Annotated in this window: 25 protein-coding genes; 15 read left to right on the top strand and 10 right to left on the bottom strand. The window is 63.5% G+C overall.

Going from position 1 to position 25,106, the window contains the following annotated elements; all coding sequences use genetic code 11:
• Together B0G77_RS05900 and pxpB are read right to left on the bottom strand one after the other, a co-directional pair.
• On the bottom strand, positions 1-1,062 hold the full coding sequence (locus tag B0G77_RS05900) for a biotin-dependent carboxyltransferase family protein (protein WP_133661265.1): 1,062 nt from the start codon (positions 1,060-1,062) through the stop codon (positions 1-3).
• A complete protein-coding gene (pxpB, locus tag B0G77_RS05895) occupies positions 1,059-1,712 on the bottom strand; it encodes a 5-oxoprolinase subunit PxpB (RefSeq protein ID WP_133661264.1) in 654 nt (217 codons plus the stop codon). The genes B0G77_RS05900 and pxpB overlap by 4 nt, the downstream gene beginning before the upstream one ends.
• Before the next feature lie 202 nt (positions 1,713-1,914).
• On the opposite strand from pxpB, the gene B0G77_RS05890 reads away from it, so the two are divergent.
• A complete protein-coding gene (locus tag B0G77_RS05890; RefSeq protein ID WP_133661263.1) occupies positions 1,915-2,427 on the top strand; it encodes a winged helix DNA-binding protein in 513 nt (170 codons plus the stop codon).
• A gap of 7 nt (positions 2,428-2,434) precedes the next feature.
• On the opposite strand, the gene B0G77_RS05885 is transcribed toward B0G77_RS05890, so the two are convergent.
• Entirely contained in the window at positions 2,435-3,061 is a 627-nt protein-coding gene (locus B0G77_RS05885; protein WP_166656219.1) for a 5-formyltetrahydrofolate cyclo-ligase, read from the bottom strand.
• Positions 3,062-3,069: 8 nt separating this feature from the next.
• Between B0G77_RS05885 and B0G77_RS05880 the strand changes: the two genes are divergently transcribed.
• The 4 genes from B0G77_RS05880 to B0G77_RS05865 all read left to right on the top strand — a co-directional run bounded on the left by B0G77_RS05880 (position 3,070) and on the right by B0G77_RS05865 (position 8,001).
• Entirely contained in the window at positions 3,070-5,046 is a 1,977-nt protein-coding gene (locus B0G77_RS05880) for a lytic transglycosylase domain-containing protein (RefSeq protein WP_133661261.1), read from the top strand.
• Between the two features lie 86 nt (positions 5,047-5,132).
• Entirely contained in the window at positions 5,133-6,086 is a 954-nt protein-coding gene (locus tag B0G77_RS05875) for a complex I NDUFA9 subunit family protein (protein WP_133661260.1), read from the top strand.
• 29 nt (positions 6,087-6,115) lie between these two features.
• Complete coding sequence (locus B0G77_RS05870) at positions 6,116-6,763, top strand: glutathione S-transferase family protein (protein ID WP_133661259.1); 648 nt, start codon at positions 6,116-6,118, stop codon at positions 6,761-6,763.
• Positions 6,760-8,001 (top strand): multifunctional CCA addition/repair protein, encoded by a 1,242-nt coding sequence (locus tag B0G77_RS05865; protein WP_133661258.1) that lies wholly within the window; start codon positions 6,760-6,762, stop codon positions 7,999-8,001. The genes B0G77_RS05870 and B0G77_RS05865 overlap by 4 nt, the downstream gene beginning before the upstream one ends.
• 695 nt (positions 8,002-8,696) lie before the next feature.
• On the opposite strand, the gene B0G77_RS05860 is transcribed toward B0G77_RS05865, so the two are convergent.
• From B0G77_RS05860 to B0G77_RS05850, 3 genes are all read right to left on the bottom strand, one after another.
• Positions 8,697-9,893, bottom strand: coding sequence for an IS4 family transposase (locus tag B0G77_RS05860; RefSeq protein WP_133661257.1), 1,197 nt, complete (start codon positions 9,891-9,893; stop codon positions 8,697-8,699).
• Between the two features lie 239 nt (positions 9,894-10,132).
• Positions 10,133-10,327 (bottom strand): DUF2905 domain-containing protein, encoded by a 195-nt coding sequence (locus tag B0G77_RS05855; RefSeq protein ID WP_133661256.1) that lies wholly within the window; start codon positions 10,325-10,327, stop codon positions 10,133-10,135.
• A 10-nt stretch (positions 10,328-10,337) separates the two neighbouring features.
• Complete coding sequence (locus tag B0G77_RS05850; RefSeq protein ID WP_133661255.1) at positions 10,338-11,525, bottom strand: SAM-dependent methyltransferase; 1,188 nt, start codon at positions 11,523-11,525, stop codon at positions 10,338-10,340.
• Positions 11,526-11,538: 13 nt separating this feature from the next.
• Here B0G77_RS05850 and B0G77_RS05845 point away from each other — a divergent pair, with 13 nt between their 5' ends.
• From B0G77_RS05845 to B0G77_RS05820, 6 genes are all read left to right on the top strand, one after another.
• The gene (locus B0G77_RS05845; RefSeq protein WP_133661254.1) at positions 11,539-12,363 is read left to right on the top strand and encodes an SDR family oxidoreductase; all 825 of its coding nucleotides are present in this window, start codon (positions 11,539-11,541) and stop codon (positions 12,361-12,363) included.
• A gap of 87 nt (positions 12,364-12,450) precedes the next feature.
• On the top strand, positions 12,451-12,846 hold the full coding sequence (locus tag B0G77_RS05840; protein WP_133661253.1) for a dihydroneopterin aldolase: 396 nt from the start codon (positions 12,451-12,453) through the stop codon (positions 12,844-12,846).
• 3 nt (positions 12,847-12,849) lie between these two features.
• Positions 12,850-13,857: a tRNA 2-thiocytidine(32) synthetase TtcA gene (gene ttcA, locus B0G77_RS05835; protein WP_133661252.1), complete on the top strand. Its 1,008-nt coding sequence runs from the start codon at positions 12,850-12,852 to the stop codon at positions 13,855-13,857.
• Positions 13,858-13,986: 129 nt separating this feature from the next.
• The gene (glmU, locus tag B0G77_RS05830) at positions 13,987-15,348 is read left to right on the top strand and encodes a bifunctional UDP-N-acetylglucosamine diphosphorylase/glucosamine-1-phosphate N-acetyltransferase GlmU (protein WP_133661251.1); all 1,362 of its coding nucleotides are present in this window, start codon (positions 13,987-13,989) and stop codon (positions 15,346-15,348) included.
• 52 nt (positions 15,349-15,400) lie between these two features.
• Positions 15,401-17,218 (top strand): glutamine--fructose-6-phosphate transaminase (isomerizing), encoded by a 1,818-nt coding sequence (glmS, locus tag B0G77_RS05825; RefSeq protein ID WP_133661250.1) that lies wholly within the window; start codon positions 15,401-15,403, stop codon positions 17,216-17,218.
• Positions 17,219-17,420: 202 nt separating this feature from the next.
• Positions 17,421-18,131, top strand: coding sequence for a DUF2242 domain-containing protein (locus B0G77_RS05820; protein ID WP_133664046.1), 711 nt, complete (start codon positions 17,421-17,423; stop codon positions 18,129-18,131).
• Between the two features lie 155 nt (positions 18,132-18,286).
• Here B0G77_RS05820 and B0G77_RS05815 read toward each other — a convergent pair whose 3' ends face one another.
• Positions 18,287-19,561, bottom strand: coding sequence for an NYN domain-containing protein (locus B0G77_RS05815; protein WP_133661249.1), 1,275 nt, complete (start codon positions 19,559-19,561; stop codon positions 18,287-18,289).
• 91 nt (positions 19,562-19,652) lie between these two features.
• On the bottom strand, positions 19,653-20,600 hold the full coding sequence (locus tag B0G77_RS05810) for a DMT family transporter (RefSeq protein ID WP_133661248.1): 948 nt from the start codon (positions 20,598-20,600) through the stop codon (positions 19,653-19,655).
• 285 nt (positions 20,601-20,885) lie between these two features.
• Between B0G77_RS05810 and B0G77_RS05805 the strand changes: the two genes are divergently transcribed.
• Together B0G77_RS05805 and B0G77_RS05800 are read left to right on the top strand one after the other, a co-directional pair.
• Positions 20,886-21,638 (top strand): IclR family transcriptional regulator C-terminal domain-containing protein, encoded by a 753-nt coding sequence (locus tag B0G77_RS05805; protein WP_133661247.1) that lies wholly within the window; start codon positions 20,886-20,888, stop codon positions 21,636-21,638.
• A 242-nt stretch (positions 21,639-21,880) separates the two neighbouring features.
• Positions 21,881-22,087 carry a hypothetical protein gene (locus B0G77_RS05800; RefSeq protein ID WP_133661246.1) on the top strand — a complete coding sequence of 69 codons (207 nt, stop codon included), beginning with the start codon at positions 21,881-21,883 and terminating at the stop codon, positions 22,085-22,087.
• A 163-nt stretch (positions 22,088-22,250) separates the two neighbouring features.
• Here the strand turns inward: B0G77_RS05800 and B0G77_RS05795 are convergent, their stop codons facing one another.
• Together B0G77_RS05795 and B0G77_RS05790 are read right to left on the bottom strand one after the other, a co-directional pair.
• Positions 22,251-22,532, bottom strand: a complete 282-nt coding sequence (locus B0G77_RS05795; RefSeq protein ID WP_133661245.1) for a hypothetical protein — start codon at positions 22,530-22,532, stop codon at positions 22,251-22,253.
• 82 nt (positions 22,533-22,614) lie between these two features.
• On the bottom strand, positions 22,615-23,385 hold the full coding sequence (locus B0G77_RS05790) for a Mut7-C RNAse domain-containing protein (protein ID WP_133661244.1): 771 nt from the start codon (positions 23,383-23,385) through the stop codon (positions 22,615-22,617).
• 37 nt (positions 23,386-23,422) lie between these two features.
• Between B0G77_RS05790 and B0G77_RS05785 the strand changes: the two genes are divergently transcribed.
• Positions 23,423-24,352 (top strand): NAD(P)-dependent oxidoreductase, encoded by a 930-nt coding sequence (locus B0G77_RS05785; RefSeq protein WP_133661243.1) that lies wholly within the window; start codon positions 23,423-23,425, stop codon positions 24,350-24,352.
• 102 nt (positions 24,353-24,454) lie between these two features.
• Entirely contained in the window at positions 24,455-25,099 is a 645-nt protein-coding gene (locus B0G77_RS05780; protein WP_133664045.1) for a LysE family translocator, read from the top strand.
• Positions 25,100-25,106: the final 7 nt, after the last annotated feature.

The following is a 25,106-nucleotide window of genomic DNA, read 5'->3' as shown; positions in this document are numbered from 1 at the left end:
CTACTTGTCCTGGAGTGCCGCCAGCGCCGGCTGGCGCGCGCAGCGTTCTTGGTGCATCGCGATTGCGGCATCGATCTGCCGCAGATACGCGCGTTCTTCGTCAAGCGCCTGACGCGCTTCGTCTGATGTGGTCGGGATGAAGCGCACGGCGCCGTTCAGCCGCACCTGCGCGAGCTTCCACATGTCGGCCTGGATCACGGCGCCGATCTTCGGATAGCCGCCCGTCGTCTGTGCGTCGCTCATCAGCACGATCGGCTGGCCGTTGGGCGGCACCTGGATCGTGCCCGGCAGCACCGCGTGCGACAGCAGATCGGTCTTGTGTGTCCGTTTGAGCGCCACGCCCGCGAGGCGATAGCCCATCCGGTTGCTGTTCGGGGTGACCAGCCATTCGTCGGACCAGAAGGTTTTCTGTGCTTCGGCGGTGAAGCTGTCGTACTCGGGGCCCGGCAGCACGCGGATCGACACCGCCCACGGCACATTCGACGGATGACGCCCGCGCCGCAGCGGCTCGTTGACCAGCACGAACTTGCACCAGGCCGGCGCCTTCACGCCGAACTCGGGGGCGTCCGGGCTGAACCAGGAGCCGGGGCGCGTGAGCGGCGCGCCGACCGGCAGGCGGTCGCCGTCGCGCAGCGCGCGGCCGCCGAGACCTCCGAAGCCGGCGCCAAGATCGGTGCTGCGCGAGCCGAGCATCGGCAGCACGTCGATGCCGCCGGCGACGGCCACATAGCCGCGCATGCCGCGCCTCGCCGGCTGCAGCGCGAGTTCCTGGTTCGCCTGCACGGGCAGGCTCCACCATGAGTAGACCGGTTGGCCGTCGAGCGTCGCGCTGAAGTCGGTGCCGGTGATCGCGATCCGCGTCGGGCGCGCAAAGCGCAGCGTAACGGGACCCAGGGTGATTTCGAGGCCGGCCGCGTCCGGCCGGTTGCCGACGAGGCGATTGCCGACTTCGAGCGACAGACGGTCGAGCGCGCCGCCCATCGACACGCCGAGATGCCGGTAGCCGTGCCGCCCGAGATCCTGAACCGTGGTCAGAAGACCCGCGCGAATGATGTCGATCATGCTTGCACCCCCGCGACTACAAAGCGTACCTGGTCGCCCGGTTGCAGCAAGGTGGGCGGCGTGCGCGCCGGATCGAAGAGCGGCACATGGGTGCGCCCGATCAACTGCCAGCCGCCTGGCGAACTCGCCGGATAGACCCCGGTCTGCGCCCCGCCGATCCCGACCGAGCCGGCCGGCACCTCGAGCCGTGGCTCTGCACGGCGCGGCGTATGCAGCTTTTCGTCGAGACCGCCCATGTAGGCGAAACCTGGCTGGAAACCGAGAAAGAACACGATGTACCGGCCCGCCGCGTGCCGCTCGACGACTTCCTTCGGTGACAACCCTGTGTGCTTCGCGACGACCTCGAGGTCCGGCCCGGCTTCGCCGCCGTAGTGCACGGGAATGTCGACTTCGCGGCCGGGGGCGGGGGCGTCGCTGGCGGCGTCCCAGGCGGCGCGCAGCTGGTCGGCGAGCGCGTCGCGGTCGGCGGCGAGCGGATCGACGACCAGCGTCAGGTTGTTCATGCCGGGCACGACTTCGAGCACGTGCGGCCAGCCGCGCGCCGCTTGGGCGGCCGCCCAGACGCGCCGCTGGCAATCGAGCGTCGCAGGGGGCGCCGACTCGCAGACAAGCGCGTTGTCGCCCAATGGATAGATTCGTGGCTGGTTCATGAAAGACCTGGTTCGAGTCGGAAATCCGACCGCCCGCGCTGATCCGGAAGAGACAGCCGGCTTCGCGTCATGCAATCTGGATAGCCTACATTCTCAATAAATTATCTACAATTTATCAATAAGCGTTTTTGCCAGGCTCACATCGACGGGCGGGTGCCGTACACTTCCGGCACATTCCCAACCTGTATCGAGACCCTTAGCCATGTCGCGTCAGCCCACCAAGATCGTCTCCTCAGAACACCTCGTGTCTGAAACAAGCGCGGAACTATCCGAGCTGGAGTACGCCCTTATCATGGCCGGCAACGCGTTCAACCGCTGGATGGTGCGCTGCATGTCGGCGGCGGGCGACAAGGACATGACCGCCATCGAAGTGTCGCTGCTGCACCACGTCAGCCATCGCGAGCGCCGCAAGAAACTGGCCGATATCTGCTTCGTGCTGAACATCGAGGACACGCACGTTGCGACCTATGCACTGAAGAAGCTCGTAGCTAGAGGGTATGTAAAAAGCGAAAAGACCGGCAAGGAAGTGTTTTTCTCGGCAACCCAGGCGGGCCGCGACCTGTGCCTGAAATATCGTGAGGTGAGGGAGAGTTGCCTGATCGCGACGCTGAAAGAGAGCGGTCTGACGAATCAGCAGATCGGTGACGCCGCGCAGTTGATGCGCAACGCCTCCGGACTGTACGACACGGCGGCGCGCGCGGCGGCTTCGCTGTAGGGCGTGCTCAGGCTTTGGTCACGATCTGCACGACCTTCGGGTAGCGGTCGACGTCGGTGACGATCGCGTCCAGCGGAATGTCGTGCGCTTCACGGTGCAGCGCGTCCGTGCGGCATGCTTCATAGGCGATGCCCACGGTCACCGGCCTTGTTTTGCCTGGCCATGTGGCCAGCGTGCGGTCGTAGTAACCGCCGCCATAACCCAGCCGGTAGCCGTGTTCATCGAAACCGACGCAGGGGATCAGCAACAGGTCGGGAATCACGGCGTGTCCAGAGTCCGGTTCCGGAATCCTATGATGCCCGTCCCGCATCGTCATCTCCGGCACCCACGCATGAAACGCAAGCGGCTTGCCGACTGCATGGATCACTGGCAATCCGGCCTGTCGTTGCGGATCGGACGCGAGCCATGCGGCAATCGCATCGCGCGCGTCGAACTCGCCTGCAAGCGGCCAGTAAAACCCCACGCAGGCAGGTTGATAGCGCTTTAGCGTGTCAAGCACGTGACGTTTCAGCGCATCGTTTGCCGCCGGCTCGCGCGCCGCGTCAAGACGGGCTTCCAGCAACGTTTTACGCAGTTCCTTTTTCGATTTTGGGATGGGGTTGCATGCTATCCTTGGGCTCAATTCGCGCTCCAGAAACAACGATGTCAAAACGCCTTTTTCGAGTATATCGCGCGGCCGGTTCGGCGCTGGCTGCTGCGGCACTCGTCGCATGTGGCACGGCCTCCGCCGTCCGCCCCATCCCGGTCTCCCAGCTGTCCCAGCTCTCTGACGCAGATCAGACCTTCATCCAGCTTCGCGAAGCCGCGCGTAATAATGACCCAGCGCGCGCCGCCCAACTGGCGAGCATGATCCCGGATTATCCAGCGCCGGCATATCTGGAGTATTTCCAGCTCAAGCCACAGCTCTTCGACAGCTCAGGTCATGCGCGCATCGACGCGCCCGACGCGCCGGTGGTGGCGTTCCTGCAAAAGTACGACGGCCAGGCCATCGCCGACCGCATGCGCAACGACTACCTGGTCGTGCTCGGCGCGCGCCACGACTGGCGCAACTTCGACGAGCAATACGCGCGCTTCGTGCTGAACGACGACACGCAGGTGAAGTGCTACGCGCTCGAATCGCGCGCGGCGCGCGGCGAAAATGTCGCCGATGCAGCACGCGCGTTGCTCGTCGATCCGAAGGTGTACGGCGACGGCTGCGTCGATCTGATCACGTCGCTCGCGATCAACCAGCAGTTCTCCACCGACGACGTCTGGCAGCAGATCCGTCTCGCGTACGAGCAAAACGAAACCAACACCGGCAGCAGGCTGGTCGATGCGCTCGGCAACCGGCCACCCGATCCGGTGTTGTTCAATCAGGCCGCGAGTACGCCGCCGCTGTTGCTCGCAGCGGGCGTCAGCGCCGATCCTCAGTCGCATCAGCTGGCGCTGCTGGCAATCACGCGCATGGCGCGCAACGATCCGGCGATGGCCGCCGCGACCTTCGGGTCGGTGGCGCCGTCGCTCACAGCGGCTGAACGCGGGATCGGCTGGGGCACGATCGCCTATCAGGCGGCGGCGAAGCAGATGCCGGCCGCCGTCGACTGGTATCGCCTGTCGGCGAATGCGCCGCTGTCGAATCCTGCCTACGAATGGCGCACGCGCACCGCGCTGCTCGCGGGCGACTGGACGATGGTACGCTGGTCGATCGAGCAGATGCCGCCGTCGCTGCGCAACCAGCCGTCGTGGGTTTACTGGCACGCGCGTGCGCTGAAGCAAAGCGGCGACACCGTGCGGGCGAATCAGGAATTCGAGCAGATCGCGCAGGGCTACAACTTCTACGGCCAGCTGGCCGCCGAAGAACTTGGCCAGAAGATCACGGTGCCCCAGAAGACCACCGTGACGGACGCCGAAGTCGCACAGGCGGGCAACACGCCGGGCTTGCAGCTTGCGCAGCGGTTCTACGCGTTGAACCTGCGGCTCGAAGGCAATCGTGAGTGGAACTGGCCGCTGCGCAGCATGACCGACCGCCAGTTGCTGGCTCTGGCCGAATACGCGCGCCGCATCGAGCTGTACGATCGCACCGTCAACACCGCCGACCGGACGAAGACCGAGCACGATTTCTCGCTGCGCTATCTGTCGCCGTTCCGCGATATCGTCGAGCGCGACGCGCAGGCGACCGGCCTCGACGTCGAATGGGCTTACGGGCTGATCCGCCAGGAGTCGCGCTTCATCATGAACGCGCGTTCCGAAGTGGGCGCGAGCGGCTTGATGCAGTTGATGCCGGGCACCGCGCAGCTGGTCGCGAAGAAGATCGGTCTTGGGCCCATCTCGCGTGCGCAGATGAACGACATCAACACCAATATCCTGCTCGGCACCAACTATCTGTCGATGATCTACAATCAGTTCGACGGGTCTGCTGTACTCGCTACCGCTGGATACAACGCCGGTCCCGGCCGTCCGCGCGCATGGCGGCAGGGTTTGGCGCATCCGGTTGAGGGTGCGATTTTTGCGGAGACGATCCCGTTCCAGGAAACCCGCGACTACGTCAAGAATGTGTTGTCGAACACGGTCTACTACGCGGCATTGTTTGAAGGCCGTCCGCAATCGCTGAAGGCGCGTCTGGGCTACATCGCACCATAAATTCCAGCGCCCGCGCCACGCCGCCGCGCCTCACGCGGCGGCCGCCTCGCCAGCCGTTGCCGCGGCTTCCACAAGGGGAGTCGAAAATGCGACATCAAGCCATCGCGATCGTCGGCGGTTCAGGGTTTATTGGCAGTCATCTCGTGAACGCGCTTGTCGAACTCGGCAAGGACGTGCGCATTGCCACCCGCCGACGCTACAACGCCCGTCATCTCACGCTATTGCCCATCGACGTGATCGAAACCGATGTGTTCGATCCGGTCGAACTCGCACGCTTTGTCGAGAACGCGGATGCGGTGATCAATCTGGTCGGGGTGCTGCATTCGAGCCGCGGCAATCCGTACGGCCCGGAGTTTGCGAAAGCGCACGTCGAATTGCCGACAAAGATTGTCGCCGCCTGCGAAGGCAAGGGGGTGCATCGGCTGATCCACGTGAGCGCGATCGGCGCGGATCCGAAAGGGCCGAGCATGTACCTGCGCTCGAAGGGGGATGGCGAAAAGGCCGTGCGTCAGGCCGCGCTGGCGTCGACGATTTTCCGGCCGTCGGTGGTGTTCGGGCCGGAGGATGCGTTTCTCAACAAGTTCGCGTTCCTGCAACGCGTGTTTCCGGTGATTCCGCTCGCGATGCCGGATGCGAAGTTCCAGCCGGTGTTCGTGGGCGATGTGGCGAAGGCAATCGTCGACGTGCTCGATCTGGATGCCGCCGTTGGCCGCACGTACGAACTCGGCGGCCCGACCGTGTACACGCTCGAGCAGCTGGTCAAGTTCTGCGGCGACACGATTGGTCGTCACGCGAAGATCGTACGCCTGCCGGAGGCGCTGGCGCGCCTGCAGGCGCTGACGTTCGAACTGGCGCCCGGCGAGCCGGTGATCACGCGCGACAACCTCGATTCGATGAAAGTAGACAGCGTGCTGAGCGGACCGCTCGCGCCGGAACTCGGCATCGAGCCCGCGAGCATCGAAACGATTGCGCCGGTGTACCTGACGGGCGCGTCGATGCGTTCGCGGTTCAATACGTTCCGCGCGAATGCGGGCCGGTAAATCTGATTTTTTCACTCTTTCAAGGAAGCATGAAGCTCATCATTGGTGACAAGAATTATTCGTCGTGGTCGATGCGGCCGTGGCTGCTGCTGAAGCATTTCGGTATTCCCTTCGACGAAGTGCTGATTCCGCTCAACGAGGCGAACACGAAGGCCGCGATCACGGAACATGCGCCTTCGGGAAAGGTGCCCTGCCTCGTTGCCGATGACGGCTCATCCGTGTGGGATTCGCTCGCGATCTGCGAGACGCTCGCCGAGTGTTTCCCCCAGCACGCGATGTGGCCGCGCGATCCGGTTGTCCGGGCGCAAGCGCGCAGTGTCAGCGCCGAAATGCATTCGGGCTTTGGCGATCTGCGTTCGAACATGTGGATGAATATCCGCGCATCGTTTCCCGGCAAGGGTGCGGCGCCGGGTGCGCTGGCCGACGTCGCGCGTATCGATGCACTGTGGCGAGACTGCCTTGAAAGGCATGGCGGGCCGTTCCTGTTCGGCGAGTTCGGGATTGCCGACGCGATGTATGCGCCGGTCGTGATGCGATTCAATACCTGGCAGCCGGCGTTGTCGAAAGCGTCTGCCGCTTACGCGCAGCGCGTGACGGCACAGCCGGCGGTGCACGCGTGGATCGACGATGCGCTGCGCGAGACGCATCGTGTGTCGGTTTACGACACCTGCGCGTGAATATTTACGCGGTAGGCGGCGCGATCCGCGACGAACTGCTCGGTGCGCCGGTACAGGATCGCGATTACGTGGTTGTCGGCGCGACGCCCGAGCAGATGGTGGCGCAGGGATATCGGCCGGTGGGCAAGGATTTCCCGGTGTTTCTGCATCCCGACACGCACGAGGAATACGCGCTCGCGCGCACCGAGCGCAAGACTGCGGCGGGCTATCACGGCTTCCAGTTCTTTTATGCGCCGGAGGTCACGCTCGAAGAAGACCTGGCGCGTCGCGATTTGACGATCAACGCGATGGCGCGCGAAGTCCGGCCGGATGGTGAGTTGACTGGCCCGGTGATCGATCCGTTCAACGGTCAGGCCGATCTGCGGGCGCGTGCGTTCCGGCATGTCAGCGATGCATTTCTCGAAGATCCGGTGCGGATACTGCGGGTGGCGCGGTTTGCGGCGCGCTTCGCCGACTTTACGGTGGCGCCGGAAACGCTGACGCTGATGCAGAAGATGGTCGCTGCGGGCGAGGTCGACGCGCTGGTGCCTGAGCGCGTATGGCAGGAAGTGTCGCGTGGGCTGATGGAGAAGAAACCGTCGCGGATGTTCGAGGTGCTGCGTTCGTGTGGCGCGCTGGCGCGGGTGTTGCCGGAAATCGATGCACTCTTCGGTGTGCCGCAACGGGCGGACTATCACCCGGAGGTCGATTCGGGCGTGCACGTGATGATGGTGGTGGATCATGCTGCCGCGCAAGGTTATGCGCTCGCGGTGCGGTTTGCGGCGTTGACGCACGACCTCGGGAAGGCGGGGACGCCGGACGATGTTTTACCGCGGCATATCGGGCATGAGGGGCGTAGCGTCGACTTGCTGAAGCCTTTGTGCGATCGCTTGAGAGCGCCGAATGAGTGTCGCGAGTTGGCGGTGCTCGTGGCGCGGGAGCATGGGAATATCCATCGCGTGATGAAGACCGGCGCTGCGGGGCTCGTGCGCTTGCTTGAACGGTGTGATGCCTTGCGCAAGCCGGCGCGGTTTGCTGAGGCGCTGCAGGCTTGCGAGGCTGATGCCCGTGGGCGCCTGGGGTTCGAGGCGCAGGAGTATCCGCAGGCTGAGCGGTTGAGAATGGCGCTGGTTGCTGCGCGGGCTGTTGATGCGGGGACTGTTGCACAGCAGTTCGCGGGCAAGCCCGACATGATCAGGGATGCTGTGCAGAGGGAACGGATTCGGGCTGTGGCTCTCGCTATCGGCGAGAGGGGCTGATTTTTTTGCCTTTCCTTGTTTTGCTTCTGGTTTATTGGCGTCGCCCCTGTGCGGGGCGGCACCTACTTTTCTTTGTCCCCCAAGGGGACTTCCTTCGGGGCGTCTTCCAAAGAAAAGTAGGCAAAAGAAAGGCGCTTCGAAATGTTTGCTCTTCGGGGTGCATCGCTAACGGGGAATGGCAATCCATAAAGTGTCGCCCTCACAGGGGACCCGACATTGGCCCGACGCCAGACCGTCCCTCGCGCAGTGCCGCGTGTGACAAAGCATTCATCCATCCGACTCCGCGCTACGCGCGTCGCCGACCGGCATAATCCCAGCGCTGCCGCCTCGCGTTGCCCTCGGCCTTACCCAACGCCTGATCCGTAATCCGGCCAACCGTCAACATGAACCGCACCACTGCAAAGCTAACCCATCCGTGACGCACGTAGTGCGGAGCGGGATGAATGAGCCCTTTGTCACGGGCTGAACTGCGCGAGGGAAGGTCTGGCGTCGGACCAATGTCGGGTCCCCTGCGAGGGCGACACTTTATGGATTGCCATTCCCCGTTAGCGATGCACCCCGAAGAGCAAACATTTCGAAGCGCCTTTCTTTTGCCTACTTTTCTTTGGAAGACGCCCGAAGGAAGTCCCCTTGGGGGACAAAGAAAAGTAGGTGCCGCCCCGCACAGCAATGCTCTCAACTTAAGCCCCATTCGATCAAGCGAGCTTGTACGCGAGATGGAAATGGGGCTTGGCTTTTCTGGGCGGTCGAGGATAGGAGCGTGCGTGCTGGATGCGGCATCGGTTCTGGTGGATGAGCGCAAGTACCGTGGCGAGGCCATCCAGACAGTGGCGGACGCGCAGAAGGCACGCGCCGAGGATGGGCTTGAGTGCGCCCAGTGCGTACACCCGGTTAGGACGGCTGGCACATTCATCGTCGTGCGAGGCATCAAGGTCGCTGAGCAGTGTGCACAGGTTGTCAGCGAGGATTTTTGCGCCGAGGTCCTGCTGCAATGCCAGGTAATCGAGCCCTGTCACGGCCTCCAGTCGCAGCCGGTGCTTGAGGCGTTTGAACGCTTCCTCGACGCGCCAGCGCTGATGATAGAGCGCCCCGAAACACGCAGCCGGATATCGCTGGCCGTCGAGCAGCGAGGTCATCAGCACACGCACGCGACCGCTGGGCGTGACGTCCCGTATCAGGCGCACGGTGCTCGGCGTACGCGCCAGTTCATAGTCGCGGGCATCCTGCTCGCCGGGCGCATCCAGCGTCACGATGCGCTCGGCTTTATCGCTGCGGGTAAAGTCGGCAACGCACTTCCAGTTGCGTGCATCGACGCGCATGCAGAACGGGATCTCGCGCTGCGCCAGCGTGGCCACCATCGTGTTGCCGATATAGCCGCGATCGAGCAGCAGCAGATCGGTATGCGGCTGCAGCACGTCCAGCGCTTCGAACAGCATCTGCCGCTCGGCGCCGTCGGCGGGATGGAGCGCGGCGTACAGCGTCAGCTCGGGGCCGGGCAGGAACAGCGCAAACGCGAAGTGATCGGCGCGCAGTTCATGGCCGCGACGCGTGCCTACACGCAGGCGGCTACCGTCGGCGGCGACCAGCCTCAGGCCGTTCCAGCGCATCGAATCGATATGGGGTTGGGCCAGCGAAATCAGGTGAGCGCGGGCCAGTTCGAACAGCTCGGCCGACAGTCCCCGACGCGCCTTGCTGAAAGCCTGTGCGCTGACCGCGCGGGTACGGCCGCCGCGCTCGTCCAGTGCGCCAAACAGCGCGTCGAGTTCGGCCTGCACGCTGGCACACATGCCCGACATCATCAGCGCGGCCATGCGCGGCAAGGTCAGTATGCGATTGCGGGTAAAGGCGCGGGGAGAACGACGCACGCGATCGGCGAGCGCCGGGTCGAACAGGAAATCGGAGAACTCAGACAGAAGCCGCGAGGACGCTGGTATTTGAGTTCATATCGTTGATTTATCAGGGAGTTATTGAATGAAGTTTACAGGGCCAATGCCTCGTTTACAAGCTCTTTGAGGCTTAAGTTGAGAGCATTGCCCCGCACAGGGGCAACGCCAATAAACCAGAAGCAAAACAAGGAAAGGCAAAAAAACCAGGCGATTCACAACAACAACCAACAAACCCGGAAAAAAACTCAAATCACCCGGGCAATTGCCGCCAAAACCAAAGACAGAATCAGCGTAGACATAAAAGGAAACGAATACTCTTTCCCAAACACCCGAAGGGTAATATCCCCTGGCATCCGCCCTATGCCGATCTTCCTTAGCCAGGGCCAGCAACTGGAAAGGATCGCGACCGCGATAAAGGTAGTGAGCAGCCAGCGGATCATGGCAATGATCTCAAAGTGAGTACGACCGGTCGCCGCGGGCAAACGCGGCAATCCCGTCATCGATTCCGCGCGAAAAAGCGATCACCTTGAACAACTCGCCCATCTCGGCTTCGGAGAGCAGCTTCTGGACAGCATTCGCCGCAGGCAAAAACCGCACGGCGTCTGAAGGATTGAGGCCAGCCAGCGCCTCGGTAATTCCGGCATTCAACAGAAACCGCGCCTGCGACGTATAGCCCAGCAGATCAGCACCCGTCTCGACTCCCGCTTCAGCCACGCCCGAAAACTCGACATGCGCCGTAATGTCCTGCAGCCCGGGATAAACAAATGGATCGCCATGCGCACGATGCCGGTAATGACACATCAGTGTTCCTTGCGCCCGTTGCAGGTGGTAATACTCGTGCCGCGGGAAACCATAGTCGATGAAGAACGCCGCACCTCGCGTCAGCATCGTGCAGATCGTGCGCGTAAACGCAAACGCGGCTTCATGCGTCTCCGTCACGTAATCGCCGTCCACTTCGATCGAGGCCAGAGATTCTGCATCTGCGGCCGCGCTCACCGGTCGGTCATCGAACGCCAGCGCGCCGTCGCGCCACGCCACACCGCGCTCGTGCCACGCGCCGTCGACACGCGTAAAGAGCCGCACCGGCATCGCGTCCAGCACTTCATTGCCAACCACCACGCCTTCGAACTGGGTAGGCAGCGCATCCAGCCAGCGCACGCGCCCAGCAAGCTCAGGCGCCTCGGCTTCGATCGTTGCGCGTTGGCGCTCCCGTAGTTCCCCTGACAGATCGACTATCGAATACGTGTCGAACTCCGCTCCCTGCGCCACGAGCGCACTCAACAGCCCCGCGGCGAGTTTCCCGGTGCCGGCGCCGAATTCCATCACGTGGCGCGTCCCGCTCGCCTCGAGCGCTTCCGCAACAGGGTGCGCCAGCGTCGCGGCGAAGAGCGGCGACAGTTCCGGCGCCGTCACGAAGTCGCTGCCGTCCTCGGCCCGGCGGCCAAACTTGATGGCCCCGCCGCTGTAATAACCCAGCCCAGGTGCGTAGAGCGCGCGCTCCATGTAGCGATCGAACGGCAGCCAGCCGCCATTTGATGCGATCTCCGCGCAGATCTGCGCGACCAGCGCTTCCGACTGCGCAAGCGCGGTTGGGCCGGGAGCAGGTAAACTATCGGGTTCGTGAGCTTTCGGATTCATCCGTATATTGTAAATGACCGCCTCTTCCGACACTTCCGCTGACGGTCGAAGCCAGGCCGCGCCCGCGCGCGTTGTGCTGATCACCGGCGCCGCCCGGCGGATCGGGCGCGCGCTCGCGCTCGGCTTCGCGGCGAAAGGGTGGGACGTGGCGGTGCATTTCGGCGCGTCACGAGAGGATGCTGAGGAAGTGGTCGCTCAGATCGTCGCGCTCGGACGCCGGGCCGTGGCGCTGCACGCGGATCTAGCCGTCGAGACGCAGGTCGCGCGGCTCGTGCCGGACTGTATCGCTGCGCTCGGCCGGCCGGCGTGCATTGTCAACAATGCATCCCGGTTCGAGGAAGACACGGCGCAGAATGTCGGCTACGGGTGTCTCCTGAACCTGACGGCGATCAATCTGGGCGCGCCGCTGGTGCTCGCACGCATGCTCTATGAAGCGACGCCCGAAGCGGCTCGCAGCGACGAAACGCTGCGCGGTGTCGTCGTCAATGTGCTGGACCAGAAGCTGTACAACATGAATCCCGATTACCTGTCGTACACGCTGTCGAAGGCCGCGCTGCAGACGGCGACCGTCGCGCTTGCCCAGGCGCTGGCGCCGAAGGTGCGCGTCGTCGGTCTGGCGCCGGGCCTCACGCTGCAATCGGCCGACCAGACACCGGAAAGTTTTGCCGCGGCTCATCAGGTGACGCCGCTTGGCCGCGCGTCGCGGCCTGAGGATATCGTCGCCGCGGCGCTGTATCTCGCTGACGCAGCGGGCGTGACCGGAACGACGCTGGTCGTCGATGGCGGTCAGCACCTCGTGCCGCTGCCACGCGATGTAATGTTTTTGACGGGCGCCTGAACGCGCGCGGCCGCCTCGTCCTTGCGACGGCCCCCCGCGCGAAGCGCCCCTTGCGTGCCCGCCACGCTTTTATCGACTGGAACGAACATGTTTGCCGCTCTCTCGCATCCCCGGCTCGCCGATTGTCGCCGGCTCTTTCTGCGCAATTACGAAGTGCACATCAATATCGGCGTGCATGACTTCGAAAAGCGCGGCGAACAACGCGTCGTGATCAACGTTGAGCTGTTCGTGCCGCTCGCCTTGTCGACGCCTGTCGCCGACAGGCTGAGCGAAGTCGTCGATTACGATTTCATGCGCTCGACCATCGCACGCCGGGTCGAGCAGGGCCATATTCACCTGCAGGAAACGCTGTGCGACGATCTCGTGAAAACGATGCTTGCGCATCCGCAGGTGCGCGCGGCCGGCGTGTCGACCGAGAAGCCCGACGTCTATCCGGATTGCGACGCGGTGGGCGTCGAAGTCTTCCGCATCAAGGAGGATTGAGCCATGAACGCTCCTGACATCCTCGGCGCCGCCGCTGCCGAAGCCGCCGCAACCGACGCGTCCGCTGAAGGCACGGGCCGCAAGGTTGCGCTCACGCGCCGCGAGCAGAAAGACGCATACGAGAACAACAAGCTGTTCAAGCGGCTTGTGCGTCTCGTCGGTCAGGCGATCGGCGACTACAACATGATCGAGGACGGCGACAAGGTGATGGTGTGCCTGTCGGGCGGCAAGGACAGCTACGCGATGCTCGACATCCTGCTGCGTCTGCGCGAGCGTGCGCCGATCAACTTCGACATCGTGGCGGTCAATCTCGACCAGAAGCAGCCCGGCTTTCCGGAGCACGTGCTGCCGGAATACCTGACGCAGCTCGACATCCCGTTCCACATCGAAAATCAGGACACGTACAGCATCGTCAAGCGCCTCGTGCCGGAAGGCAAGACGACGTGCTCGCTGTGTTCGCGTCTGCGGCGCGGCATCCTGTATCGCGTGGCCGGCGAACTCGGCGCGACGAAAATCGCGCTGGGCCATCACCGCGACGACATCCTGCAGACGCTGCTGCTGAACCTGTTCTACGGCGGCAAACTGAAGGGCATGCCGCCGAAGCTGCAATCCGACGACGGCAAGAACATCGTGATCCGTCCGCTTGCATACGTGAAGGAAACGGATCTGGAGAAATACGCCGAACTGCGTGAATTCCCGATCATTCCGTGCAACCTGTGCGGCAGCCAGCCGAACCTGAAGCGCGCGGAAATGAAAGCGCTGATCCGCGACTGGGACAAGCGCTTTCCGGGGCGCGTCGAGAACATGTTCAATGCATTGTCGAATGTCGTGCCGTCGCATCTGATGGATCACCAGCTCTTTCCGTTCGGCAGTTTGCGCGCGAGCGGTGAAGCCGATCCTCAAGGCGATATCGCATTCGACGAAGAGCCGTGTTCGACCGGTGCCGGTGACGCGGCGACGCAGAATACGTCAGCGCAAACGATTTCGATCGTGCAGTTTGACGATATCTAACGTCTCGAGTGGCGCCGAAAGCCTTCTGCCGCAGGCATCCGGGCGCTTTCGGCACGGGCGTCTTCGTGAATTCGTCGAGGTGCGCATGCTAGAATCGAACGCTCCAAACTCGACCCCCTAGTCGGCGCCATGAACATTGTGATTTTGGCGGCAGGTACCGGTAAGCGCATGCGTTCTGCGCTGCCCAAGGTGCTGCATCCCCTGGCCGGCCGGCCGCTCCTGTCTCACGTCATCGATACTGCGCGCACGCTTGAACCGACCCGGCTCGTCGTCGTGATCGGCCATGGCGCGGAAGCGGTGCGCGCGGCTGTAGCCGCACCCGATGTGCAGTTCGCGGTGCAGGAACAGCAACTCGGCACCGGACACGCGGTACAGCAGGCTCTGCCGCTCCTCGACCCATCGGTGCCCACGCTCGTGCTCTACGGCGATGTGCCGCTCACGCGCGCCAGCACGCTCAGGCGCCTGACCGACGCGGCAGGGCGGGGCGGTTACGGCGTCCTCACCGTGACGCTCGACGACCCGACCGGCTATGGCCGCATCGTACGCGACGCAAACGACAGGGTGCTGCGCATCGTCGAACAAAAAGACGCGACGCCTGACGAGCAGAAGATCGCCGAGATCAACACCGGCATCATCGTCACGCCGACCGCGCAGCTGACCGGCTGGCTCGCGTCGCTGAAGAACGACAATGCGCAGGGCGAGTTTTACCTGACCGATGTCGTCGAACTTGCGATCGAGGCCGGCCTCGATGTCGTGACCGCGCAGCCGGACGACGAGTGGGAAACGCTGGGCGTGAACAGCAAGCAGCAACTGGCCGAACTCGAGCGGATTCACCAGCACAACGTCGCTGAGGCGCTGCTGGTCGCAGGTGTGACGCTCGCCGATCCGGCGCGCATCGACGTGCGGGGCACGCTGGCGTGCGGGCGTGATGTGTCGATCGACGTCAACTGCGTGTTCGAAGGCAAGGTCACGCTCGCGGACAACGTGACGATCGGCCCGAACTGCGTGATCCGCAACGCGACAATCGGTGCGGGCACGCGCGTCGATGCCTATACGCATATCGAAGGCGCCGAAGTTGGCGCGCAGGTGGTGCTCGGGCCGTATGCGCGGCTGCGCCCCGGCGCGACATTGAAGGACGAGTCGCACGTGGGCAACTTCGTCGAGGTGAAGAACGCGGTGCTCGGCCACGGCTCGAAAGCGAATCACCTCACGTACATCGGCGATTCCGATATCGGAGCCCGGGTGAACATCGGCGCGGGCACGATCACGTGCAACTACGACGGTGCAAACAAGTTCCGCACGATTATCGAAGACGATGTGTTCGTCGGCTCGGATACGCAGCTTGTGGCGCCGGTGCGCGTCGGGCGCGGCGTGACGATCGCGGCGGGCACGACGGTATGGAAGGACGTCGAAGAAGGTCTTCTTGTGCTGAACGAGAAGACGCAGGTCGGCAAGACCGGCTACGTCCGCCCGTCCAAGAAGAAGAGCTGAAGGGAGCCGGGCGCACGCCCGGCGCTCCAAACCTGCAAAGGACCAAGAATCTATGTGCGGCATTGTCGGCGCAGTTGCGCAACGTAATATCGTCCCCGTCCTGATCGAAGGACTGCGTCGCCTCGAATATCGCGGCTACGATTCCTGCGGCGTCGCGGTGCTGGCGAAGGGCGAGCCGCGCCGCGCGCGCAGCGTCGCGCGTGTCGCCGATCTCGACGAGCAGGTGCGCGAAACGCATCTGGAAGGTGTCACGGGCATTGCGCACACGCGCTGGGCGACGCATGGCGCGCCGGTGACGGACAACGCACACCCGATCTTCTCGCGCGATGCGCTCGCGCTCGTGCATAACGGCATCATCGAAAACTACGAGCCGTTGCGCGAAATGCTGCGCGGCAAGGGCTACGAGTTCGTCTCGCAGACCGATACCGAAGTGATCGCGCACCTGATCCACAGCTTCTATCGCGGCGACCTGTTCGCGGCAGTACGCGAGGCCGTGAAGCAGCTGCATGGCGCGTATGCCATTGCCGTCGAGCACAAGGACCAGCCTCATACAGTGGTCGGTGCGCGGCAGGGTTCGCCGCTGGTGGTGGGGCTCGGCGAGGGTGAGAACTTCCTCGCTTCCGATGCGCTGGCGCTGGCGGGCAGCACCGATCGTTTCATCTTCCTCGACGAGGGCGACGTCTGCGAGCTGACGCTCGAACGCGTGCGCATCGCCGATCGCGACGGCAAGGACGTGCAACGCGAAGTGCGCACCGTCGCGGCGTATGGCGGCGCGGTCGAACTTGGGCCGTATCGTCACTTCATGCAGAAGGAAATCTTCGAGCAGCCGCGCGCGATCGGCGACACGATTCCGAAAGCCGATGCGTTCGATGCCTCGCTCTTTGGCGAAGGCGCCGCGAAGGCGTTCGGCGAAATCGACAACCTGCTGATTCTGGCGTGCGGCACGAGTTATTACTCAGGGCTGACGGCGAAGTACTGGCTCGAGTCTGTCGCGAAGATCCGCACGCAGGTGGAGATTGCCAGCGAATACCGGTATCGCGACTCAGTGCCGGACCCGAAGTCGCTGGTGGTGGTGATTTCGCAGTCGGGCGAGACGGCGGATACGCTGGCCGCGCTGAAACACGCGCAATCGCTTGGCCACAAACACACGCTGGCCGTGTGCAATGTCGGCACGAGCGCGATGGTGCGCCTGACCGAACTGTCGTTCCTCACGCATGCGGGACGCGAGATCGGCGTGGCGTCGACGAAGGCATTCACCACGCAACTCGTCGCGCTGTTCATCCTCGCGGCGACGCTTGGCAAGATTCGCGGGCATGTGAGCGAGTCGCAGGAAGCGGACTATATCCGCCAGCTGCGTCACCTGCCGGCGGCGTTGAACAGCGTGCTTGCGCTGGAGCCGCAGATCATCGCGTGGTCGGAAGAGTTTTCGCGCAAGGAAAATGCGCTGTTCCTCGGGCGCGGACTGCACTATCCGATCGCACTGGAAGGCGCCCTGAAGCTCAAGGAAATTTCATACATCCACGCCGAAGCCTATCCGGCCGGCGAACTGAAGCACGGGCCGCTCGCGCTGGTGACCGAGGCGATGCCGGTGGTGACGGTCGCGCCGAACGATACGTTGCTTGAGAAGTTGAAGTCGAATATTCAGGAAGTGCGGGCGCGCGGCGGTCAGCTTTATGTTTTCGCCGATGCCGATACGCGGATCGTCAATGAGGACGGCATACACGTAATCCGGATGCCGGAGCACTACGGGTTGCTGTCGCCGATTCTGCATGTGGTGCCGCTGCAGTTGCTGGCCTATCACACGGCGTGTGCGCGTGGGACCGATGTGGACAAGCCGAGGAATCTGGCGAAGTCGGTCACTGTTGAATGATGTAAAGGGCTTGCGCGACTTGCCGACGGGCCCGATACATCGTTGAATCCGGCCCATACTGCCGGCCCACGCTCGGGCCGGCAGTCGCAAGCCGCCCCATATTTCACGCGTTACATTCGCGTGCCCGTGACTTTTCCTTCCGGCGCCGCAACGGTTCTACAATGCATGCCATTCGATGCCACGTAGCCTGCGTTTTCCGATCATGTTCATCCCGTTTTCCAAAGTCACCGCCGCGACGCTGCTGCTGGGACTCGTCGCGCTGACGGGCTGCTCCAGCACGCCACAGCCGAAGTTCCAGCAGGAGCAGTTCGACACGGGCGCGAGCCCCTACGCGCGCAATTTCAACGCGAGCAGCACCGACGCCTGCGAGGCGGCGCGTCGCGCGCTGCTGAGCCAGGGGTACATGACGACGATGATCCGCACCGACACCGTCGACGGCACGAAGAATTTCCAGCCGAGTGGCGATTCGCATGTCGTGGTGGAATTTCACGTCGTCTGTACGCCGGGCGAAGAGGCGAGCGATACGAGCATCGTCTATGTGAATGCGGTGCAGAACGGTTTTGCACTGAAGAAGAGCGATACGTCGGCGAGCGTTGGGCTCAGCGTGCTCGGTTCGTTGTCGTTGCCGATTCGCTCGAATAGCGATGCGATGGTGAAGATTTCGAGCGAGACCATTCCATCGGGCAAATTCTATGACCGCTTCTTCGGCCTGGTGGACCACTATCTCCACACGGTGGTGCGCACGTCGCCGGTCGCGCCGAACAATGTCGTGAGCCGCGCGATTCCTCCCGATCCGGTCAACGTGATCCCGGCTGGTCCAACCAACGCGGCTCCGGTCGATCCAATCAGCGCAATGGCGACCGATCACGCTGACGCGACGGCGCCGGCGAGTGACGCCTCGGTCAATCGATAACCTGTTAGCGCTCGCAGCGCCGGAATCGTACTGTTTCCGCGCCGCCCCAAGGCGACGTTGCGCCAGCGCGGCTGACGCGCTTGTTGACTTCGCTCGTTCAGAGTCAGAGCCGTTGACGGCAGATGCGCGCGAAAGGCGTCCAGCGCACCCAAAAGCTATTTTTCAGGAACGGCATCTGCTGCCTTGCGCGGTCGACGGCTGCGTGTAGCCGTCTTGCGCGCCGTTTTGGCCGCCTTCGCTTTCGGGGCAGGTTGATCGGCTTGCGGCGGCGGCTCCAGCGGTTCCACCTGCGCCGGCTGTGCGGTTTCTTCAGGCGCCCACACGTCCACTTCAGTCAGCACTTCTGCCACTTCCGTGGATTTTTCGGGCGTAGTCGCTTTTGCTTTTTTCTTCTCCGACGGCTTGCGGCTTCCGCGACCCTTGCGGCGCGTCGCAACCGGTTCCGCCGCCACTTCCGGTTCGGTCGACGCTTCAGGCGCAACAACCTCGGGTGCAGGCTCTTCCAGCACGGCCTGTCTCGGCGCGCCCTGCTTCGGGCCGCCCTGCTTCGGCCCGGCACGCTTTGACGCGGGAGCGCGCTCGCTCACCGGTTCGGCACGAGACGCGCCGACGGTCGGGCGAAAGACATAGGTGCCCGATTTTTCGTCACGGCCGACTTCCAGCAGACCGCGCGCCTGCGCTTCTTCAAGCAGATTGCCGAAGGCGCGAAAGCCGTAGTACGACTCGCTGAAATCGGGCTTGCGGCGCTTGATCGCGTCCTTGAGCGCGGAGGCCCACACCTTGCCGCTGTCGCCGCGTTCGGTGACGAGGGCATCGAATGTTTGCACGGCCATTTCGATGGCTGCGAACCGGCGCGCCTCCAGTTCTTCCTTGCGGCGCCTTTCGTCATCGGGCGAGCGTCGTGCGGCCGGCTGGGTTTCGCGCGTCTCGCGTTTGGCCACCGCACGCTGACTCTCACGCGCGAGGTCGTCGTAGAAGATGAATTCGTCGCAATTGGCGATCAGCAGGTCGGACGTCGATTGCTTGACGCCTACGCCGATCACCTGTTTTGCGTTCTCGCGCAGCTTTGATACGAGTGGCGAGAAATCGGAGTCGCCGCTGATGATGACGAACGTGTTGACGTGCGACTTCGTATAGCAGAGATCGAGCGCGTCGACGACGAGACGAATGTCGGCCGAGTTTTTGCCGGACTGGCGCACATGCGGAATCTCGATCAGTTCGAAGTTCGCTTCATGCATCGCGGCCTTGAAACCCTTGTAACGATCCCAGTCGCAGTACGCTTTCTTGACGACAATGCTGCCCTTGAGCAGCAGACGTTCGAGCACGAGCTTGATATCGAACTTCTCGTACTTTGCATCGCGCACGCCGAGTGCGACGTTTTCGAAATCACAGAACAGCGCCATGCTGAGCGTGTCACTGGCTGAAGTCATATCCTTGTTCTCGCGTGAGGGTTCGGCCGGATGCAGGTATAACCCGAAGCATAACGGTCTTTTGACCGCAGAAGAGACAGCTGGGCGCCGCCTACCGCAGCCCGATCGACGACGAAGCCTGTCTCCGGCTTTCCCAGGCCGGCATCACCTGGCACACGATCAGGCCCGCGAGCATCAGGCCGCATCCCACCAGCGAGCGCGACGACAGCGTCTCTCCCAGCACCAGCCAGCCGGCCAGCGCGGCGAATACGCCTTCCATGCTGAAGATGACTGCCGCATGCGCGGGCGCGGCATCTTTCTGCGCGACCACCTGAATCGTGTACGCAATGCCAACCGACAGCGCGCCACCATAGATGATCGTCGGAGCGGCGCGAACGATATCGGCCAGACGCAACGGCTCGCACACGACGCCGACAGCGAGACACACCATGCCGCACGTGACGAACTGCACGAGCGCCAGCTTGAGCGGATCGTGCCGGCGCGCGAAGCGGCTCACGAGCATCACCTGCGCCGAAATCACGAACGCCCCGGCAAGCTGGTACCAGTCGCCATAGAGAATCACGAATTGCTCGTTGACGCTCAGGAAATACATGCCGAGCGCGGCAAGCAGCGCACCGAGCCACGTTCCGGTAGCCGTCTGATGCCGCATCAGCACGCCCAGCAACGGGACGATCACGACATAGAGCGAACTGATGAAGCCGGCATTGGCGATCTTCGTGTATTGCAGGCCAATCTGCTGCATCGATATGGCGGCGGCGAGCAGCAGCCCAAGCACCGCGCCCGACATCACCAGGGAGTGCGAGCCGCCTGTCGCACCGGCAGCCGGGCGAGGGTCAACCATACGGGAACGCGCCGGACGCAGGCACGCGAGCAGAACCATCACGACAGCCGCGCCGAGCAGAAAGCGCATTCCGGTGAACAGGAGCGGCCCGATCGCGTCGAGGCTAAGGCGTTGCGCGACGAAGGCGGAACCCCAGATCAGGGCGGCGAGCAGCATCAACAGGTTGGCGCGAAGATGTTTGCGGGTATCGGATTTCAAACGAACGATTCTCCTGGTGTGGGTTTCTGACGACTCTTTCCCTTGAAGACGCCAGCGCGACTCAGGCTTACGCCCGGTGGACAGCGGATGGCGACGCTCGGGTCAGGCCGCCCCGACTGGATAACCGCATCGGATCGCGTCAGATGATACGCGGGCGCGCCGCACGCGATGGCAAACGCGCCGGGCTTCGTGGAAAACGCTGAGACGATCTGCGGTCAGTTCGCGCGATAATCGCGCGACACGGGCGCACCGCAGGGGCGCTTTGATCCCGCACAGGTGGAGACGATGGACGACAAGGACTGGATTGCCGGGGCCGCGAAGGCACTCGCGATCATCGAGGCATTCGACGAAGAACACGCCCGCATGACGCCGACGATGGTAGCCGGACGGGCGGTGCTTTCGCGCACGGCGGCGCGCCGCTACCTGCTGACGCTGCACGAACTGGGTTATGTCGATACAGACGGCAAGCTGTTCTGGCTTGCGCCGCGTGTGCTGCGGCTCGGTCAGTCGTATCTGGATTCCGCGCGCCTGCCGCGCACCGTACAACCTTTCCTTCAGCGGATCACGGGGGTGGTGCAGGAAAGCGCGCTCGTTGCGATTCTCGATGAGGACGACGTCGTGTATGTCGCGCGCAACGGCGTGAATCGCGCGACTGCGGTCGGCTTCGTGCTCGGCTCACGGGTGCCGGCGCCGTTGTCGTCGGCGGGGCTGGTGTTGCTGGCGGCGCGCACGCCCGAAGAGATCGAGCAATGGCTCGCGTCGTATCAGATCAAGGTGTTCACGCCGTACACGTACGCCTGCATCGACCAGCTTCGCGACGTGCTGAAAGACGCGCGCCGCAATGGCTACGTCGTCACCGACCAGCAGTTGGAGCTCGGCATGCGCGGCGTCGCCGTGCCGCTGCGCGACCGGCACGGCAACATCGTCGCGTCCATTAGTGTCAGCATGTCGATCGGTCAGGAGTCGCAGAACGGTGCGTTGCACCGCGTGCTGCCCGTGCTTCAGGAAACCGCGAGCCTGCTGCGAAATCTCGTCTGAACAAAGGCGGTGGCGCGTGTTTCAGGCCGCCAGAAAGGGCTTAAAAGTCGATTGAAAGCATATTGTATGGAACGTGTCTCCCGGAAAATACATATCGGCTTTTATGGGATGACAAACCGCCTACGGTGCGTGATACTCCCCGCGGGGAACTTCCTGGCGACGCTGTCGTTCAGCGTTTTTCACCGTGTTGTCCTTATTCATTCACATTGATCAAGTCGTTCAGGTTTGGGGAATAACTCATTATGAAGAAGATCATCGCCTCGCTTATCGCAGCCTCGTTCGCGCTCGTGTCGTTTCAGGCTTTCGCGCAAGAAGCATCCGCACCGGAAGCTGCCAGCGCAGCCAAGCCGAAGCACGCGCACAAGCAACTGAAGACGCACGGCAAGAAAGCTCACGTTTCGGAAGCCGCATCGGCAGCAGGCACGAACGACAAGGGCACGCCGCAATAAGCTGTCCTTTGCGCAGGCGGACAGGCCGGAAATGGCCTTGTCTGTCAGTGAAAAAGCCAGGGTCTATGCCCTGGCTTTTTGTTTTTTGCGACGGTGCTTTCGCCGCGGCGGCCGGCGCGTCTAGCGGCGCTTATCGATCGCGCCAGCGCGGCTCTTGCGGGACTCAGGCGTCGGTTGCGAGGCCGCGCTTCAGCACTTCTGTCAGGAGGCCGGTCATGCCGTCAGGATGCGTCGCGGCCTGCTCTTTGAGCTGCGCCACCAGTTCCGCGTTCAGCTTGCACGCGAACGGCACAAGGCCTTGCTCCTGATCGAGCTTGCGCTGCGCGCGGCGGTCGAGTGCCGGCTGCGCGGCAGGCTTGCCGAAACGGTCGCCATTGGCCTTTTTCATGTCGTTTGTCAGCTTGAGCGCCTTGTTCTTCTCAAGGTCGGTTTTTTTCATCGCCATGCGTTCGTGCCTCTGCGGAAATAGGAATAGGTAAACAATCCTGCATTGTACGCATCGCGCGGCGGACACCGGCCGCAGCGGGTCACGCGGGATCGGGCGACGCGTCCGCCGTTCGTTCGCCCGCGACCTGGTCCATCAACGCCCGCATCCGTTGCCAGTGGGTGCCTTCCCAGAACACGCGCTGGCAGATGTCGCAAGTGACGAAGCGCTTGTGCCGCTCGAGCACGCCTTCCGGTGCCCGGCCGATCACTTCGTCTCTGGCTATGCGCCGCAGCGGCGCGTTGCACGCGAGGCACAGTCGGAACGGCTGCGCGCTGCCCGCCAGATCAAGCCGGTCGAATATCTCGCGCAGCTGCTGTTCCGGTTTCAGCGCGCGGACATAGCAGCCGTGCGTAATCGTGCGACGTTTCAGCAATTCGCGGTCGCGCGTGAGCACGATGCGATGTTCGCTGGCGGCAAGCGCTTCGATGTCTTCGTCGGGATAGTGGTTGTCGTAGAGCGTGTCGAAACCCGCGAGCCGCAGCAACTGGGCGAGGCCGCCAAGGTGCGCGTCGGCGATGAAGCGCGTGACGCGTAGCGGCTTTTCGCGCACGCGCAGCAGTGGCTGGATATCGAGCGCTTCGAACTTCGGATAGACGGCGACGCGATCCCCATCCGCCAGCGGATGCTCGAAACCGACCGATTCGCCATTCACCAGGATCAACTCGACTTCGGTATGGGGCACGCCGAGTGCCTCGATCATGTGCTTCGCCGTGGCGTCGCGCGCGCAGACACAACTGAACGAACTGCGGCGCAGCGGCCGCGCGATAAAGTCGTTCAGCTCTTCGTAAAACCGGAATGTCGCCGTGACCATGGCACCAGTATCGCACCGCGCGCGGCGGTGTGCTGTTATGCACGTGTCGCACGGCTGTGGTCTACTTCCGTTTCATCAAGGACGGAGGAGGTCCAGCATGGACATCGGATTTATCGGGCTCGGCGAGATGGGCGCCGTGATGGTTGCAAACATTCTGAAAGCCGGCCACAGCGTGCGGGTGTGGAACCGCTCGCCGGAACGCGCGCAGGCGCTTGCCGCTCAGGGCGCGCAGGTTGTCGCCACGCCGGCCGCAGCCTTTACCGGCGACGCCGTATTCTCGATGCTCGCCGACGACGACGCGATTCGTGCGGTGATCGACGCCCGCTTGCTGGAAAGCGCGCCGCGTGGCCTGATTCACGTGAACATGGCGACGATTTCAGTCGCGCTCGCGGAATCGCTCGCTCACGCGCACGCAGAGCGCGGCCTGAACTACGTGGCGGCGCCGGTGCTCGGCCGGCCGGACGTGGCTGCCGCCGCGAAGCTGACGATCGTCGCCGCCGGTCCGGCCGAGGCGATCGACCGCGTGCGGCCGGTTTTCGACGTGATCGGCCAGAAGACCTGGCGGATCGGCTCGCAGCCGCAGCAGGCGAACGCGATTAAGCTGGCGGTGAATTTCATGCTGGCTTCGGCGGTTGAGACGCTTGGCGAGGCGTCCGCGCTGCTGACCGGGCACGGCGTCGCGATGCAGGATTTCCTCGACGTGATCACGAACAGCGTGTTTCCGGGACCGGTGTATCAGGGGTACGGGAAGATGATCGCCGAGCAGCGTTATGAGCCGGCGCTCTTCAAGGCGCGGCTTGGACTGAAGGATGTGCGGCTCGCGCTAGCGGCGGCTGATGCCGTGTCGACGCCGTTGCCGGTGGCAAGCGTGGTGCGCGACAGCCTGCTCGAAGCTGTGGCGCATGGCGACGGGGACAAGGATTTCGCGGTGCTGGGGCAGGTCGCGGCGCGTCGGGCCGGGCGCTGAAGGGTCCTGCCGGAGGAGTCGGCTAAACCGTTGATTCCTCGCAAAAGTGCGCGTGTCGAAGGCATAATGGCCGTCCCTTTTTGTTTTCCGTTTTCGTTCGTCATGAGTCTGCATACCTGGTGGCTGTTCGTCGCCACCGTTTTCGTCGTTTCCGCCATCCCCGGTCCGAATATGCTGCTCGTGATGACGCACGGCGCGCAGCACGGTCTGCGCCGTTCGGCCGCCACGATGGCCGGCTGTCTGTCGGCGCTGGTGCTGATGCTATCGGTGTCGGCGGCCGGGCTCGGTGTCTTTCTCGAAGCGTGGCCGGCCATGTTCAACGCGTTGCGGCTGATTGGCGCGGCGTATCTGGTCTATCTCGGCATCAAGGCATGGCGCGCCCCGGCCGACGAGACCGCTGCCGGGCAAACCGACGCGGGCGCCGTCGCGAAGGCGGGACGTCCGCGCACGGCGTGGTCGATGTTCCGCAATGGCTTTCTGGTCGCGGGCAGCAATCCGAAGGCGATCCTGTTCGCCGCCGCGCTGCTGCCGCAGTTTATCGATGCCAGCCGGCCGACCCTGCCGCAGTTTGGCATGCTCGTCGCGACTTTCGCGGTGATCGAGGTGAGCTGGTATCTGGTCTACGCGGGCTTCGGCACACGCATCGGCGGCAGGTTGAGGAGCCGCAATGTAGCACGGGCGTTCAACCGGCTGACGGGCGGCGTGTTCGTCGGCTTCGGCGCGATGATGGCGCTAGTGCGGCACTGACCGCAGG

The organism is Paraburkholderia sp. BL10I2N1 (assembly GCF_004361815.1).
Taxonomy (GTDB): Bacteria; Pseudomonadota; Gammaproteobacteria; order Burkholderiales; family Burkholderiaceae; genus Paraburkholderia.
This window is presented reverse-complemented; position numbering and strand designations above follow the sequence as displayed.

Coding starts and splice junctions, on each gene's coding strand:
- B0G77_RS05900 (WP_133661265.1), bottom strand. CDS start 1,062: ATGATCGACATCATTCGCGCGGGTCTTCTGACCACGGTTCAGGATCTC.
- pxpB (WP_133661264.1), bottom strand. CDS start 1,712: ATGAACCAGCCACGAATCTATCCATTGGGCGACAACGCGCTTGTCTGC.
- B0G77_RS05890 (WP_133661263.1), top strand. CDS start 1,915: ATGTCGCGTCAGCCCACCAAGATCGTCTCCTCAGAACACCTCGTGTCT.
- B0G77_RS05880 (WP_133661261.1), top strand. CDS start 3,070: ATGTCAAAACGCCTTTTTCGAGTATATCGCGCGGCCGGTTCGGCGCTG.
- B0G77_RS05875 (WP_133661260.1), top strand. CDS start 5,133: ATGCGACATCAAGCCATCGCGATCGTCGGCGGTTCAGGGTTTATTGGC.
- B0G77_RS05870 (WP_133661259.1), top strand. CDS start 6,116: ATGAAGCTCATCATTGGTGACAAGAATTATTCGTCGTGGTCGATGCGG.
- B0G77_RS05855 (WP_133661256.1), bottom strand. CDS start 10,327: ATGATCCGCTGGCTGCTCACTACCTTTATCGCGGTCGCGATCCTTTCC.
- B0G77_RS05850 (WP_133661255.1), bottom strand. CDS start 11,525: ATGAATCCGAAAGCTCACGAACCCGATAGTTTACCTGCTCCCGGCCCA.
- B0G77_RS05845 (WP_133661254.1), top strand. CDS start 11,539: ATGACCGCCTCTTCCGACACTTCCGCTGACGGTCGAAGCCAGGCCGCG.
- B0G77_RS05840 (WP_133661253.1), top strand. CDS start 12,451: ATGTTTGCCGCTCTCTCGCATCCCCGGCTCGCCGATTGTCGCCGGCTC.
- ttcA (WP_133661252.1), top strand. CDS start 12,850: ATGAACGCTCCTGACATCCTCGGCGCCGCCGCTGCCGAAGCCGCCGCA.
- glmU (WP_133661251.1), top strand. CDS start 13,987: ATGAACATTGTGATTTTGGCGGCAGGTACCGGTAAGCGCATGCGTTCT.
- glmS (WP_133661250.1), top strand. CDS start 15,401: ATGTGCGGCATTGTCGGCGCAGTTGCGCAACGTAATATCGTCCCCGTC.
- B0G77_RS05820 (WP_133664046.1), top strand. CDS start 17,421: ATGTTCATCCCGTTTTCCAAAGTCACCGCCGCGACGCTGCTGCTGGGA.
- B0G77_RS05815 (WP_133661249.1), bottom strand. CDS start 19,561: ATGACTTCAGCCAGTGACACGCTCAGCATGGCGCTGTTCTGTGATTTC.
- B0G77_RS05805 (WP_133661247.1), top strand. CDS start 20,886: ATGGACGACAAGGACTGGATTGCCGGGGCCGCGAAGGCACTCGCGATC.
- B0G77_RS05800 (WP_133661246.1), top strand. CDS start 21,881: ATGAAGAAGATCATCGCCTCGCTTATCGCAGCCTCGTTCGCGCTCGTG.
- B0G77_RS05795 (WP_133661245.1), bottom strand. CDS start 22,532: ATGGCGATGAAAAAAACCGACCTTGAGAAGAACAAGGCGCTCAAGCTG.
- B0G77_RS05790 (WP_133661244.1), bottom strand. CDS start 23,385: ATGGTCACGGCGACATTCCGGTTTTACGAAGAGCTGAACGACTTTATC.
- B0G77_RS05785 (WP_133661243.1), top strand. CDS start 23,423: ATGCACGTGTCGCACGGCTGTGGTCTACTTCCGTTTCATCAAGGACGG.
- B0G77_RS05780 (WP_133664045.1), top strand. CDS start 24,455: ATGAGTCTGCATACCTGGTGGCTGTTCGTCGCCACCGTTTTCGTCGTT.